Source organism: Hafnia psychrotolerans, from assembly GCF_014639435.1.
Taxonomy (GTDB): domain Bacteria; phylum Pseudomonadota; class Gammaproteobacteria; order Enterobacterales; family Enterobacteriaceae; genus Ewingella; species Ewingella psychrotolerans.
Genome location: NZ_BMFZ01000001.1, coordinates 266,198 through 281,172, shown reverse-complemented (window position 1 = coordinate 281,172; position 14,975 = coordinate 266,198). Strand labels below are relative to the sequence as shown.

The window sequence follows — 14,975 nt, the reverse complement described above, 5'->3', positions numbered from 1 at the left end:
ACTAGGCTCCCCAAACAACAATTGTTCCATAAAGTAGATAAACCACTAAAGTCACGACGATAGCCAGTTGCAACACCAGTCGTACCGCCAATGGTTTAACGTAGTCCGTTAACACCTGCCACATACCAATCCACGCATGGATCAGAATCGATAGCAACGCCAGCAGGGTAAATACTTTGGTAATAGAGGAAGCAAAGAAGCCTTGCCAGACATTAAAATCAATATCCCTGGCAATCACAACGAAGCCAATAATATAGAGGATATACAGAGTGATAACGATAGCGGAAGCACGCAGAAGCAGCCAGTCGTGCACGCCATTGCGTCCTAATGCTGAAACATTGTTTACCATACTAAGACTCCAGCAAGAATGGACAACAGAACGGTCAAACCGATCACCACTTGGGCAGAACGGGTACCGACAGCCAAACTCTCTTCGAGATAGCCAAAATCCATCAGCAAATGGCGAATGCCACCGCAGACATGATAGGCCAGAGCAGTGAGTATTCCCCAGAAGATGAATTTAACGATGAAACCATTCATGATTTCAGCTGCGTGTGCAAACCCTTCAGGCGAAGAGAGTGACATGCCGAGCAGCCAGAGGAGGATACCTACAGCGACGAAGGTAATTACGCCGGAGACACGATGTAAGATGGACGCTATCGCAGTAACAGGAAACTGAATCGTTTGCAGATCCAGATTGACAGGTCTTTGTTTTTTCACGGTTTTGCCCACACACCTCATAGAGCCTTTCGTATCGCGGCGAGCGCGTTGATGACGAAGGCACTTATTATTTTACTACCCCGGCCTTAGCGGTGTTCAGACAGCATCGTCCTTTTCTTGATTGAGGCTACAGATACGTTGGCTGCTCTCGCTTGCACGAATCACTTACTAACGTAAGCTCATCGTAACTCGCTCAATTGTCGCCTTCCTGCAATCCCATTCACTTCGAGTATGAATGAGCCATAAGCCCTTCACGTCATACGCTCAAACAACGACATCCATTGTAATCAAGACGCGTAGACTGAATTTCATACTTTGAAGGATTTCAGATTACTGCCAGATGGCCCGTGCGCAAATCCCTGAAAGCTTACAATAGGTAAGTGACGAGGGCGGACGCGCAAGCCAACAACGCAGTAATTTGAAAGACAAAGAAGGTGTGCTGGGTGCCCCTACTTCGGTTACCCGGAGACCTGCAGAAAGTATAAGTCGATCACATTCTTATTACAATTCCCCTACAAACGCTTTGGTCACATTTCTGCTAAACAGTGATTTAGCTCGCAGTTCTCACAATAGACACAAAATAAATTATGTAGTTTGACATTGAATCAACATTCCCATTACATATTAGCCATTCGATCGCTGCCTGGATGACTTCGACACACGCATCTGCGCTTCCCTGTTACGCCAAGTTATGCAAAAGTGGGGATTGCGTAAAACCTCATATTGGTCGCGAGTTGTCTATAATTTAAGCACAAGAAAATAATGATCTATCGAATCTTTAACAACGATGAAACGCCGCTCGTCCGTCAAATAGTGGTCTAAAGCCACAAAACGACAGGGCACTACGCTCTCTAATCACATTGATCGCAGAGTCCGTCGGCATAATAGCGACGGAATTTCGGGTCGGATTTCAGGCTGTTCAGTTGTTGAGGATTTTTAAAATAAAGGCGCTAAGGAGACTGTAAATGGCTGATAAGAAAGCGACACTTACCCTACAAGGTCAAGATCCTATTGAACTCGACGTGCTATCAGGCACATTGGGCCAGGACGAAATTGATATTCGTACCCTCGGCTCAAAAGGCTTGTTCACCTTTGACCCAGGCTTTACCTCTACTGCATCCTGTGAATCCAAAATTACTTATATCGATGGTGATGAAGGCATTTTATTGCACCGTGGGTTCCCAATAGACCAGTTGGCTAAAGAGTCCAACTTCCTCGAAGTGAGCTACCTGCTGCTGTACGGCGAGGTACCTACCCAGAAACAATACGACGACTTCCGAAAAATCGTTGAACGCCACACCATGGTTCACGAACAAATCACGCGTCTGTTCCACGGCTTCCGTCGTGACTCGCACCCGATGGCCGTACTGTGCGGCGTGACCGGCGCGCTGGCAGCGTTCTATCACGACTCAATTGACGTTGAAAATGAACGTCACCGTGAAATTGCCGCTTACCGTCTGCTGTCAAAAATGCCGACCGTGGCGGCGATGTGTTACAAATATTCCATCGGACAGCCGTTCGTCTATCCGCGTAACGAACTCTCTTATGCCGGTAACTTCCTGCATATGATGTTTGCCACGCCTTGCGAAGAGTACATTGTGAACCCCGTTCTGGAACGCGCCATGGACCGTATTCTGATCCTGCACGCTGACCACGAACAGAATGCCTCCACCTCGACAGTGCGTACGGCTGGCTCAAGCGGCGCTAACCCGTTCGCCTGTATCGCTGCAGGGATTGCTTCTCTGTGGGGACCCGCTCACGGCGGCGCCAACGAAGCAGCTCTGAAAATGCTGGAAGAGATCAGCAGTGTTGAGCACATTCCAGGCTTTATCAAACGTGCGAAAGACAAAAACGATTCATTCCGGCTGATGGGCTTCGGTCATCGTGTTTACAAAAACTATGACCCACGTGCCACCGTTATGCGTGATACCTGCCATGAAGTACTGAAAGAACTCGATCTAAAAGATAACAACCTGCTGGAAGTGGCGATGGAGTTAGAGCACATCGCACTGAACGACCCGTACTTCATCGAGAAGAAACTCTACCCTAACGTCGACTTCTACTCAGGTATCATTCTGAAAGCCATGGGTATTCCGTCCTCGATGTTCACCGTCATCTTCGCTATGGCCCGTACCGTTGGCTGGATAGCGCACTGGAATGAAATGCACCAGGATGGCATTAAAATCGCCCGTCCTCGTCAGTTGTATACCGGCTATGACAAGCGTGATTTCCATTCTCAGCTGAAAAAATAAGCGCTAACTTTCAGCACAAAGAAAGCCTATAGACACAAGAATGGCACCTTCGCGGGTGCCATTTTTTATTCGCTCGATCCACAAGATCCTATTGCTACACCTGCCACACCAGCTACACGTCGTGCGACGAATTCCCGGGCCTTCAGGTATCAGTGCGTTGCGCCCTCCGCCACGCGAAGATCCTGCTCAGTATGCAGGGCAATCGCGATGGTCAGTTCCAGCGCTTCAAGCACGGTTTTCACCGACATGCTCGGCTGACCTGGGTGCGCCGCCGCTTGCTCAGGCGAGTACGGAATATGAATAAATCCGCCCTTCACAACCTGGCAACTCGGCTGTGCCAGACGGTGCAGTAAGCCATACATCACGTGATTGCAGACATAGGTCCCGGCCGTTTGAGAAACAGAGGCCGGAATGCCCGCTTCGCATAATCCGTTCACAATCGCCTTGATAGGCAGCTGTGAAAAATAGGCAGCCGGGCCATCGCTGACAATCGGCCTGTCAATCGGCTGATTGCCGTCGTTATCGGGAATACGTGCGTCATCAATGTTTATTGCCACGCGCTCGACGCTGAAATCAGCCCGTCCACCAGCCTGCCCTACCGCAATAACCATCACAGGATCGACCTCATCGATCGCCGCATTAAGTGCTTCAATGGCTTTGCCAAACACGCAGGGAAGCTGGCGTATAACAATGCGAACCCCCGAAAGCTCGAGGTCTTCCAGCAGTTTCACGACTTCCCATGACGGATTAAGACGTTCGCCACCAAAGGGGTCAAATCCGGTCACCAAAACCTTACGCATAGCCTCTCCTGATATTGTTAACAAAATCAGCCTGCGCTGACCAAAATACCCTGTTCACGGAACGCTTCCTGCAAGCGGCGGGCAAAGTCGAGAGCATGTTCGCCGTCACCGTGCAGGCAGACAGTATCCGCCTGTACCGGAACGCGGACCGCATCGCGGCTGATGACCGTCTGTTGCTGCACCATCATCAGCGTTTGCTGTAAGGCCAGTTCATCGCTTTCAATTAGCGCACCAGGCTGGCTGCGTGGCACCAGTGTGCCGTTGCTTTGATAGCCACGGTCGGCAAAAACTTCCTGACGGGTTGTCAGGCCCAAACGTTCACCGGCACGAATCAATTCACTGCCAGCTAGTCCCACAAGTCGCAATGTCGAGTCAACACTGAAGACCGCCCGAGCAATGACCTCGGCAAGCAGGGGATCGGTCGCCGCTTGGTTGTAGAGCATGCCGTGTGGTTTGACATGAACCATTCTGCCGCCTTCGGCATGACAGAGGGCGCCCAGTGCACCGAGCTGATAGACCACCTGAGCAAAGACGGTCTCTGGCGGTAATTGCATGGCCGTGCGCCCAAAATTTTCACGGTCAGGAAAACTGGGGTGAGCGCCAATCGCCACACCATATTTCAGCGCCCAGCGGACTGACTGTTGCATGATCTGTGGATCGCCAGCATGAAATCCGCAGGCGATGTTAGCCGAGCTGACCAGTTGCAATAGGGCTTCGTCATTGGCGCAGCCTTCGCCAAGATCGGCATTCAAATCCACAGTAATGTTAGCGCCCATGCAGACCCCACTTTATCTGCTCGATAAACCGCTGCTGCTCATGTAATACCGTTTGCGCTTCATCCAGTGAACACTTCACAAAATGCACCGGTTCACCAAGACGAATTTGCGCCAGATTGTACAAATCAGCTTCAATCACACAAGCAATACGCGGGTAACCACCGGTGGTCTGGGCATCCGCCATCAGCACGATCGGTTGACCCGCATGTGGCACCTGAACGACGCCCGGTAACAGACCGTGTGACAGCATTTCGCGTTCAGTGTCACGTTTAAGTGCATTACCATGGAGACGGTAACCCATACGATTACTCTGCGGGCTGAGCTGCCAGGAAGTACGCCAGAAAGCGTCGCGAGCCTCCGTGCTGAACTCTTGATATTCAGGACCCGGCAATGCGCGGATGCGATTGCCGAACAGCAGCTGTTTAACACCGAGAGATTGCTTCGGTTCCGACTCATTTTTACCGATCGCCAGATGGTCACCATCACGTAGCGGCCGCCCGAAAAAACCGCCGAAACCGGTTTTCAGATCGGTGCTCCGTGAGCCCAACACCTCAGGGACATCTATGCCACCAGAGACTGCCAGATAGCTGCGCATTCCGCGCGTTGGGGTTCTCATGCTCAGTCTCTGACCCGGTTTTACGGCATAACGCCAGCCGGTCCAGAGGGATTTTCCATCCAGTTCAGCGTGGCAGCCCGCCCCCGTCAGCGCAATCCAGCCCGCACGAGTAAATTCAGTACTGAACTGGCCGAGAGTGATTTCCAGACCCGCTGCGTTTTCATCATTACCCACCAGCAAATTGCCAATACGCAGCGCAGGTATATCCAACGCCCCCGTCTGGCTAACGCCAAATTGACGATAGCCGCTACGGCCTAAATCCTGCACGGTGGTAAATATTCCTGCGCGAAGAATGTTTAACATACGCCATCCTTATGCGGTACAAAGCGGACTTTATCGCCTGGGCACAACAACGCTGGCAGGGACTTTTGTGGATCAAACATCGCCAGTGGCGTATGGCCGATCACCTGCCAACCGCCTGGGGTGATCAGCGGATAGATACCTGTCTGGCCGCCGCCGATACCCACAGAACCGGCTGGCACGGCCAGGCGTGGCTCAGCGTGACGCGGAGTCGCCAGGGCTTCAGGCATTCCTCCAAGATAAGGAAAACCGGGCTGAAAACCGAGGAAATAGACAATGTACTCAGCGCCAGAGTGCATATCGACCACCTGACGCGGGCTCAAACCAGTATGCTGTGCGACAAACGCCAGGTCGGGGCCTCCACTGCCGCCATAAACCACTGGGATCTCAATCAGCCGTGATTCGGGTTCAATAGCCTCACTCTCTTCCCACCAGCGTTGTAAACGCTCTATGGCATCCAGCGCAGAACCCTGCGCATCGTTTAGCAACACGGTCAGATTATTCATTCCCGGAATGGTTTCACGGACATCTGGATAGACGCAGTGGTCCAGCAAACGTTGTGCCAGACCCCAGATCCGTTGCTGGCTCGCCAAAGAGACCGGTGGCTCAAGCTCCAGTACGACCGCGCGTTCGCCCAGCAGATAACATCGTGCTCGTTGCACTAAACACTCCTAAGAAAAGATGGCTGTGATACACATTAACCGCAAAAAATCGTTAGACTGGAAACAGTTATGCGCGAAACAGGCCGACGATGTCAACTCGACAACGACCTGTTTCCAACCCTTCGGGTTTCGCCCGTGGGTTTCAACTGCTACTCTCACCCTTGTTGTTGTCTTCTACCCAGAATAATTGAAGCAGCAGCAAGAGAAAGAACCCAGATGGGCTGCCTTTTTTATTGATCGAGAGCAGTGAAGGATTCGGGTTCTAAAGCGCAGCAAAGAGTGCTGCACATTCAAATACAAAGGGATGACAGTGAAAAAGCCGCTGGCCGTATTTTTTCCGCTATATACCACCACGTTGCTGATGCTGCTCGGCTCCGGTTTACTCACCACCTACATCTCTTTAAGGCTGTCGGCTATCCATGTCAGTGGCGCAATGATCGGGGCGATCATTGCTGCCAATTACGCAGGGTTAGTTATCGGCGGTAAAATCGGGCATTTCCTGATCGCTCGCGTGGGCCACATCCGCGCTTACGTCTCCTGCTCTGGGATCATCACCGCCGCCGTTCTCGGGCATGGTTTAACTGAAATGATCCCGATATGGGTGGTCCTTCGGCTGATCATCGGTCTGTGTATGATGGTGCAGTATATGGTACTGGAAAGCTGGCTGAACGATCAGGCTGAACCAGCGCAACGCGGTGTGGTATTTGGCTTTTATATGGTGGCATCCTATCTGGGTATGTCGCTTGGCCAGGTGGTTCTGATGGTCAGCGATGGCCTGGGAATGAGCACACTCATCATCATCGCACTCTGTTTCGCCCTTTGTCTGGTGCCGATTGCCCTGACCACGCGAACCAATGTCGGGCATATGTCTCCTGCTCCTATGGAGCTCAAATTCTTTATCAGTGCTATTCCCAAAGTGTTGGCCATCACCCTAGTGATCGGCATGGTGGTCGGTTCGTTCTATGGTCTGGCACCCATTTATTCGAGCCAGCAGGAGTTTAGTACCCAGCAAACGGGCCTGTTTATGGCGCTGGCGATTTTCGCCGGCCTGCTGGCCCAGTTCCCTCTAAGCTGGCTGTCCGATCACTACAACCGTAATATGCTGATGCGCATCAACGCCATACTGCTGGCACTGGTCGCGTTGCCATTGGCGATCCTCACGCATATCTCTTTCCCAATGCTGCTTGGCATTGGGTTTATTGTCAGCCTGATGCAATTTACGCTCTATCCACTGGTGGTCGCGCTGGCAAATGACATGATTGAACCAGAGCGGCGCGTGTCACTTTCCGCCTGTCTATTGATGGCCTTTGGGGTCGGAGCCTGTATTGGGCCATTGGCAGTAGGTGCGCTGATTGAACCGCTGGGCGGGAATATTTTGTACGCGTTCTTCGCACTGTGTGGTGTCGGGATCGTGGCATTGAGCCGAACGTCCGCCAAGGAAGAGGAGAGGGTTATGGCGGTAGATGCTCCGCTGCCGCATATCGCCATGCCGGACAGCTTGAGTAGCTCGCCTCTTTCACCTGCACTAAACCCGGCATTCGATGAACAGATGATTCAGGAAACCATGCCCGCGCCGGAAATGAGCAGCGAAGATGCCGCCGCCAATGACATCGCCAATGAAAATACGGCGCAGGATGAAACCGAAGAAGAGAGCCAGTTTGCACCGCAGGGTGCCGATCCGGACGCCGACACCGGCTTACAACGTGCCTTTACTCTGCTGGAAGACAGCGTACCGGAAGATGCGTTGACCGAGGCAGAAAAGCAAACAAAATAGACTGTTACGCTGGGTTATCGATATCGATGAATTTAACCTCAAATCCATGTTCGCTTTGAAGCCATTCACCCAGTGCTTTCACGCCGTAACGTTCGGTGGCGTGATGGCCTGCGGCGTAAAAATGCAAGCCCATTTCGCGGGCAATGTGAATAGTTTGTTCTGAAACTTCACCGCTAATATACGCATCAACACCAAACTCCGCAGCCTGCTGAATAAAGCCCTGACCACCACCTGAACACCAAGCAACACGGCGGATTTCGTCCGGCCCGCCCTGTGCACTGTGCAATACGTTTCGGTCGAGCAATACTTCTATACGCTGACGCAACGCCTCACCACTCAGCGGAACATCCAGCTCACCGTAAGGCACCAGCGGCATCACTTCACCTTGCACCTGGATACCAAACATTTTTGCTAACTGAGCGTTATTGCCCAATTGCGGATGCGCATCGAGCGGCAGATGATAACCGTATAAATTAATGTCGTTGAGCAGCAAGGTTTTCAGGCGATGACGCTTCATGCCGCGAACCACCGCCGGTTCGTTTTTCCAGAAATAGCCATGGTGTACGACGATAGCGTCCGCTTGATACTCCACTGCGGCATCGAGCAGTGCTTGTGAGGCCGTTACACCCGTGACAATCCGCCTGACGTCAGTACAACCTTCCACCTGCAAACCGTTGGGTGCGTAATCCTGGAAGCTATTAACGTCGAGTTTATGATTGATCAGGGCTTCTAGCTGAAGGTTATTCATGGCGGTAGGTATCTCTGTTAGGGTCTATAGGATGGATAATAACCCATGAGTCGCCATGCCCCAAAAACGCGCACAATAAAGCCCCCTGTTGTACGGCAGATTAGCCTGAAAGCGAAAGCCATAAGTGGGTCGCTTGATTGAGTTAATCAAGCTTCAGCGAATCACCCTGCTGTAAACGCACAAATTTCACGCCCAGCGCATCGCCGGCTGAAAGTTGCTGCATAATCTCGGCTTGCGGATCGGCATCAGCTTTCAGGCTGGGTTTGATGTGGCTGATGATCACGGTCAGCCCGTTGAGTGAACCATTACCCCCGCTGTTTTGCTCCAACACTTTTAACTCTTTCAGCAGCCAGACCGGTGTTAAATGGCCAAACAGTTTGCTGTCCGACACGCCGTCTGGATACGACGTTTCAATGATGATACCTTTCAGCCGTTTAGCCTTCACTTCTCCACTCAGCACCCGCCAGATGGTCTCAAGGTTTTTGGATTTTTCCACTGCATCCGGGCCCGTATCGCCAAAATAGGCAAAAGACTCATTATTACGGCTGACTAAAATCATACTCGAAGGGGTACCGCCGTGGCTGAGCGGATAAATAGTACCATCCAGGCCAGTCAGTCCGATGGAGAAACGCTGTGCCGGACGCGGCGCATTCAGCCGGTAGGTGCCTATGCGCATACCGCTGCCAGAATCACTGAAATTCGGCCACACTCGGCCATTGAAGTAGTGCTGCCGCAGAGTGCCAATAGTGTCTGCGGAGCCGTAAATCGGTTTGCGGCTGTCTTCCGGCGAGCTGATGATAAGCCCGGCGAGATGGTCGAGATGACCATGACTGATGAAATAACCCCCGATCAAATTGCGGAACACCGCGCCCTGTGGGGTATAAGGTGCGGAATTTTCCACCGTCACCTGCGGGAAAGCCCCTTTTTCCAGCGCCTTGCTGATGCCGGGCAGAACCGAACCGGCATCCAACCCGAGATACAATTTTTGAGAGTCACTGCGAATCAAATAGGAAGTGAGATTCCCCTCTTCCACCCCGCCGTCAACGCCAAGCGCCACTACGTTAAAACCAGCAATTGCCTGACCGGCAGTACACGCCAGGATCAGCGCCAACATCTTGTGTTTCATCACATCGCTCCGTGTGTGGTGAAGAATTCTTTGGGTGATCAGCCCGTTGGCTGATTCCTGCGTTTTGCCGATTCGAACGCCGCCAGCGTCTCTTTGCGGGCGAGGGAGTGATCGATAACCGGTGCCGGGTAGTCTAACACGCACTGTTGTTTCTCCGCCCAACGATGCGGCTGATGGATCGCTTTTTCTGGGACATGGCTCAACTCCGGCACCCAGGTTTTAATAAAACGACCCGCCGTATCAAATCTTTCGCCCTGAGTGGTCGGGTTGAAAATACGAAAGTAGGGTGCAGCGTCCGTCCCTGTCGATGCGGCCCACTGCCAGCCGCCGTTATTGGCGGCCAGATCACCATCGAGCAATTGCGACATGAAGTAGCGCTCACCTTCGCGCCAGTCGATCAGCAAATCCTTTACCAAAAAGCTCGCGACAATCATCCGCAGCCGGTTGTGCATCCAGCCGGTATCGTTGAGTTGACGCATGGCGGCATCGACAATGGGATAGCCGGTCTTACCCTCTTTCCACGCTTGTAAATCTTGTGGCGCATGACGCCAGCTCACGTTGTCGGTCCATTCGATAAACGGCTGATGTTTGCAAAGTTTCGGCCAGGCCACCAGTAGATGGCGATAGAACTCACGCCATATCAGCTCATTGAGCCAACCGAAGGCACCACCGTCTCGGCGTTCGAGTACGTCCGGACATTCAGTGCGCAGACGGTTAAAACATTGGCGCGGTGACAACACGCCAATGGCCAGATACGGCGATAGCAAACTGGTCCCATCCTCGGCCGGCAGGTCACGCTGTCCCAGGTAATCCTGCACGGTTTCACGGCAGAATGTGCGCAGACGATCGCGCGCGGCCTCTTCACCGACAGGAAAGTCTTCACCGACCGACTGCTGAGGAAAGTCGAAGGGTGTCAGCCGATGTAAACTCACGTCATTCTGGGTGTTGCGGGCTTTCGGCGCAGGCAGTGAACGGCTGTCGGATTCCGTAAGGCGGTCGAGAAAAGCGCGCCGAAATGGCGTATACACCTTATACATCGAGCCTTCGCCGGTGGTAACCGAACCCGGCGGTAATAGCAGGCTGTCATCAAACGCATGGCACAATACGTCTGAGCTGACCGCTTTTTCCAGCGCGTCATCGCGCAGGCGTTCGTTGATTTCATACTGTTTGTTGTAAAACAGCGCATCCACCTTTTCGCTGGCGCAAAACGCTTTCAGCCAGTTCACGCTGTCCACGAAATCATCGCACTGATGGTAATGCAGCGGGATCCTGCGTTCGGCCAGCGAATGTTGCAGCGTCTGAAGATGCTGATAAATAAACGCCGCCTGACGCGGTGCCATCTCATGCTGTTTCCATTGCTCGGGCGTGGCAATAAAGACGGCCATCACGCGCGCCTGCGGATCTTCACAGGCGGCGTGCAACGCGCGGTTGTCGGTCATGCGCAAATCATTGCGAAACCAGACGAGATGCGTGGTCATAAAGATCCTTTTTAGTGTCCGTAACGTAAGCGCAGAGCTTCAGGATAGGGTTCGAAATAGCGCTGACCGGCCAGATACTCATCTGGATATTCCGACATGTAATGCTTCAGCAAGGTAATCGGGGCCAGTAAGGGCTGCACACCTTGACGATAACGGTCGATAAGCTGGGTCAACTCCTGCCGTTGATGTGCATTCAGTTGGCTGCGGAAGTAGCCTTGTACATGCATCAGCACGTTGGTGTGGTTGCGGCGCGTGGCCTTGTGTTGCAACAAATCCATCAGTCTCTGGCGATACTCAATGAAGTAGTCTTCCAGCGACGACCACTCAGCCATACTGGCCACAAAACGACCCAGCTCCCGGTATTGTGGCTGGGAGTGCGACAACAGTGAAAGTTTGTAACGGCTGTGGAAATCCATCAGTTTTCCGCGCGTCAGACCGCTGGCGCGCAGCTGATTCAGCTCGTACAGCGCAAATACTCGCTCCACAAAATTCTCACGCAGCACCGGATCATTCAGGCGGCCATCTTCTTCCACCGGCAACCACGGGAAACGTTTCATCAGCGCCGCGGCGTAAATGCCCACACCCACTTTTTTGCCATCTTTGCCGTTAGCGCTGTATACCCGCACGCGCTCCATACCGCAGCTTGGCGATTTGGCACACAGGATATATCCGCATAAATGCCCGAGTGGTTCGATGCGCTGTTCAGCGTAGCCTTGCATTTTCTCAGTGATATCGATGCTTTCATCATTGCTAAAACGCATCGCCACGCCGTCATCGAGCCTGACCAGGCGCAGCGCAGGCCTTGGCGTCGGGAGGCCAATCGCCATCTCCGGACAAATCGCTTCGAACCGCACATAAGGTGCCAGTTGTTCGACGGCAAACGCCAACCGCTTATGTCCGCCATCAAACCGGACATTTTCCCCTAACAGGCAGGCGCTGATCCCAACCGGAATATGTTCACTCATGGCGACTCCCTGACTCTCATGTGGAAAAAGGGTTGAAGAAGAACATTCATCAACCTTCGTTATGATTCAGTATAAGTTATACAAAAAAATAATGTTGTACAGGTTTGGGATTCAGGCAATAAAAAACCCCGATCGGCTAATCGGGGTTAAAGCAGGTAGTGAGAAAACCTTCATTAAATGAGGCAAATCCACTGAGTCATTAACGTTACAGCAAGGCAGAAAACACGAGAATCTCGATGAATTGACTAAAGTCGTTGATTCGGGCGAGCACCTGCAGCTAACACTACGGGTGCGCCAAAGACAACAAAGGTTTAGTAAAAGTCCTGGGTAGCGACCTCGGCGTGGCTCAGCCAGACCGGTTTATCGCTGGTTTTTAGCCAGACGCGGTGTAAATAGCTGTAAAAGCGGGCGCGGTCCTGGCGGAACAGCATCACCGGTAATGCCAGCAGGCCAGCGGCCAGCACCAGAGCGCGGCGGGTGATAATACGGGTCAGCGTATACGGCGTGTAATCAGACATAGCGTTGCTCCTTTCGGCAATCCCCTTCGTCTTTCAAGCCATCGCATGGTTGGCAGTCCTCTCTCATCCCGGTCACTGACTTAAGTAAGCACAAGGATTCACTGGTTGGCCGCCTGTCTACGACTTGAAGTCCATTGGGTATAAATTTGAGGTTGATGGAAATTGAACAAATTTTATCGTAATTGATGAAAGTTTACTACTCGTCTGACCACTTAATGTGTAAAAAAACGCCATTTTTTATCTATGGCTGTAACTCGGTTACGAAAAAGTTAAATAAGTACATCACATAGGTTTCATTTCAGTTTCATTTTCAGCCATTTTTATACTTTATTTACACCCGAGCCCCTTATCTTTTCAGGATCTTTCCCCGCATTTTCCTATTCTCGCTGCCATATAAAAAACACACCTGTGGAGGTGGACTGTGACTGTTGGCGTAATCTGCGGCGCACTGCTGGTTCTTTTGCTGCTCGGCTATCTGGTTTATGCCTTGCTGAATGCGGAGGAATTTTAAATGGCAGCTTCGGCATTCTTACTTATCGCCAGTTTTATGCTGGTGCTATTGCTGCTTTCGAAACCACTGGGCAGTTTTATTGCTCAGTTGATTGAAGGTCAACCTGTTCCGTTTTTACAAGGGTTTGAACGAGGGATATTACACACGGCGGGCAGCGCTAAAACCGAAATGACATGGTGGCAATACGCACTGGCGATCATGGTTTTCAACATTCTGGGGATGGTGATTCTGATGTCGCTGCTGATGGCGCAAGGCTCATTACCGCTCAACCCGCAGAATTTTGGCGGTTTGTCATGGGATCTGGCCTTTAACACTGCCGTCAGTTTTGTCACTAATACTAACTGGCAAGCCTATAGCGGCGAAAATACGCTGAGCTATTTGAGCCAAATGGTTGGCCTAACGGTGCAAAACTTCCTGTCCGCGGCCACCGGGATTGCCGTAGCCTTTGCGCTGATTCGTGCTTTTGCACGCCCTTCGGCACAAACAATAGGTAACGCCTGGACTGACTTGTGGCGTATCACCATTTACCTGCTGCTCCCAATATCGCTGCTGATCGCCCTTTTTTTCGTCAGCCAAGGCGTGCTGCAAAACTTTGAAGCCTATCAGCACGTCACCACACTTGAAGGTTTGCAACAAACGTTGCCGATGGGGCCGGTGGCTTCGCAGGAAGCGATCAAGATGCTTGGAACCAATGGCGGCGGCTTCTTTGGCGCTAACTCATCTCATCCATTTGAAAACCCAACGGCACTGAGCAACATGGTGCAGATGCTGGCGATTTTCCTCATCCCTTGTGCCCTGTGCTTCGCCTTTGGCCGCGTGGTTGGTGACAACCGTCAGGGCCATGCGTTGGTGTGGGCCATGTCGCTGATTTTTGTCGTTTCAGTGGTCGTTATCATGTACGCCGAACTGCAAGGTAACCCGCATTTCACCCAGCTCGGCGCTACCAGCAATATCAATATGGAAGGCAAAGAGAGTCGTTTCGGCATCCTGGCATCCAGCCTGTTTGCCGCAATCACCACGGCGGCCTCATGCGGTGCGGTAAACGCGATGCATGACTCCTTCACCGCCATGGGCGGGATGATGCCGATGTGGCTTATCCAGATTGGTGAAGTGGTATTTGGCGGTGTGGGTTCAGGTCTTTACGGCATGCTGCTGTTCGTCCTTCTGACGGTATTCATCGCGGGTCTGATGATTGGCCGCACACCGGAATATCTCGGCAAGAAGATTGACGTTTACGACATGAAGATGACCGCGCTGGCGATCCTGGTCACGCCAACACTGGTGTTGCTTGGCACCGCGCTGGCACTGGTCACCGATGCCGGACGCGCAGGAATACTCAATCCTGGCGCACATGGTTTCAGCGAGGTGTTGTACGCCGTCTCTTCTGCCGCTAACAACAACGGCAGCGCCTTCGGGGGCCTGAGCGTCAATACACCGTTTTACAACGTGCTGCTGGCTATATGTATGTTCGTTGGCCGCTTCGGGGTGATCTTACCGGTTCTCGCCATCGCAGGTTCACTGGTCGCGAAAAAACGCCAGAAAGCGGGTAACGGTACGCTGCCGACTTCAGGCCCGCTGTTTATCGGCCTACTGGTCGGTACCGTACTGTTAGTCGGTGCGCTGACTTTCATTCCTGCGTTGGCTCTGGGCCCCGTTGCAGAGCATCTGCAAGTGTGGTCAGCACAGTAATGCCATGACCCCGTTGATTCATGAACAGTGAGATGAAGAA

At 52.3% G+C, this 14,975-nt stretch carries 15 protein-coding genes; 4 read left to right on the top strand and 11 right to left on the bottom strand.

Annotated elements, in window-relative coordinates:
• Position 1: 1 nt before the first annotated feature.
• Together sdhD and sdhC are read right to left on the bottom strand one after the other, a co-directional pair.
• Positions 2–349, bottom strand: a complete 348-nt coding sequence (sdhD, locus tag IEV89_RS01275) for a succinate dehydrogenase membrane anchor subunit (protein ID WP_188469627.1) — start codon at positions 347–349, stop codon at positions 2–4.
• The gene (gene sdhC / locus IEV89_RS01270; RefSeq protein WP_188469625.1) at positions 343–732 is read right to left on the bottom strand and encodes a succinate dehydrogenase cytochrome b556 subunit; all 390 of its coding nucleotides are present in this window, start codon (positions 730–732) and stop codon (positions 343–345) included. The genes sdhD and sdhC overlap by 7 nt, the downstream gene beginning before the upstream one ends.
• A 953-nt stretch (positions 733–1,685) precedes the next feature.
• Between sdhC and IEV89_RS01265 the strand changes: the two genes are divergently transcribed.
• Positions 1,686–2,972 (top strand): citrate synthase, encoded by a 1,287-nt coding sequence (locus IEV89_RS01265; protein ID WP_188469622.1) that lies wholly within the window; start codon positions 1,686–1,688, stop codon positions 2,970–2,972.
• Positions 2,973–3,121: 149 nt separating this feature from the next.
• Here IEV89_RS01265 and pcp read toward each other — a convergent pair whose 3' ends face one another.
• The 4 genes from pcp to pxpB are packed head-to-tail and all read right to left on the bottom strand — an operon-like array spanning position 3,122 to position 6,126.
• Complete coding sequence (gene pcp, locus IEV89_RS01260) at positions 3,122–3,772, bottom strand: pyroglutamyl-peptidase I (protein ID WP_188469615.1); 651 nt, start codon at positions 3,770–3,772, stop codon at positions 3,122–3,124.
• 26 nt (positions 3,773–3,798) lie between these two features.
• Positions 3,799–4,536, bottom strand: a complete 738-nt coding sequence (gene pxpA / locus IEV89_RS01255) for a 5-oxoprolinase subunit PxpA (protein WP_188470323.1) — start codon at positions 4,534–4,536, stop codon at positions 3,799–3,801.
• Between the two features lies 1 nt (position 4,537).
• Positions 4,538–5,467 carry a 5-oxoprolinase subunit PxpC gene (gene pxpC / locus IEV89_RS01250; protein WP_188469612.1) on the bottom strand — a complete coding sequence of 310 codons (930 nt, stop codon included), beginning with the start codon at positions 5,465–5,467 and terminating at the stop codon, positions 4,538–4,540.
• Entirely contained in the window at positions 5,461–6,126 is a 666-nt protein-coding gene (gene pxpB, locus IEV89_RS01245) for a 5-oxoprolinase subunit PxpB (RefSeq protein ID WP_188469610.1), read from the bottom strand. The genes pxpC and pxpB overlap by 7 nt, the downstream gene beginning before the upstream one ends.
• A 310-nt stretch (positions 6,127–6,436) precedes the next feature.
• Here pxpB and IEV89_RS01240 point away from each other — a divergent pair, with 310 nt between their 5' ends.
• A complete protein-coding gene (locus IEV89_RS01240) occupies positions 6,437–7,900 on the top strand; it encodes an MFS transporter (RefSeq protein WP_188469602.1) in 1,464 nt (487 codons plus the stop codon).
• A gap of 4 nt (positions 7,901–7,904) precedes the next feature.
• On the opposite strand, the gene IEV89_RS01235 is transcribed toward IEV89_RS01240, so the two are convergent.
• The 5 genes from IEV89_RS01235 to IEV89_RS01215 form a co-directional block, all read right to left on the bottom strand.
• Positions 7,905–8,648 (bottom strand): type 2 GTP cyclohydrolase I, encoded by a 744-nt coding sequence (locus IEV89_RS01235; protein ID WP_188469601.1) that lies wholly within the window; start codon positions 8,646–8,648, stop codon positions 7,905–7,907.
• Between the two features lie 142 nt (positions 8,649–8,790).
• Positions 8,791–9,774, bottom strand: a complete 984-nt coding sequence (locus tag IEV89_RS01230) for an MBL fold metallo-hydrolase (protein WP_188469597.1) — start codon at positions 9,772–9,774, stop codon at positions 8,791–8,793.
• Positions 9,775–9,812: 38 nt separating this feature from the next.
• Complete coding sequence (gene phrB, locus IEV89_RS01225; RefSeq protein WP_188469595.1) at positions 9,813–11,252, bottom strand: deoxyribodipyrimidine photo-lyase; 1,440 nt, start codon at positions 11,250–11,252, stop codon at positions 9,813–9,815.
• An 11-nt stretch (positions 11,253–11,263) separates the two neighbouring features.
• Entirely contained in the window at positions 11,264–12,217 is a 954-nt protein-coding gene (locus tag IEV89_RS01220) for a YbgA family protein (RefSeq protein ID WP_188469592.1), read from the bottom strand.
• Positions 12,218–12,528: 311 nt separating this feature from the next.
• Positions 12,529–12,735: a DUF2517 family protein gene (locus IEV89_RS01215; RefSeq protein WP_188469591.1), complete on the bottom strand. Its 207-nt coding sequence runs from the start codon at positions 12,733–12,735 to the stop codon at positions 12,529–12,531.
• Positions 12,736–13,156: 421 nt separating this feature from the next.
• Between IEV89_RS01215 and IEV89_RS01210 the strand changes: the two genes are divergently transcribed.
• Positions 13,157–13,246 carry a K(+)-transporting ATPase subunit F gene (locus IEV89_RS01210; protein WP_100937756.1) on the top strand — a complete coding sequence of 30 codons (90 nt, stop codon included), beginning with the start codon at positions 13,157–13,159 and terminating at the stop codon, positions 13,244–13,246.
• Entirely contained in the window at positions 13,247–14,935 is a 1,689-nt protein-coding gene (kdpA, locus tag IEV89_RS01205) for a potassium-transporting ATPase subunit KdpA (RefSeq protein WP_188469589.1), read from the top strand.
• Positions 14,936–14,975: the final 40 nt, after the last annotated feature.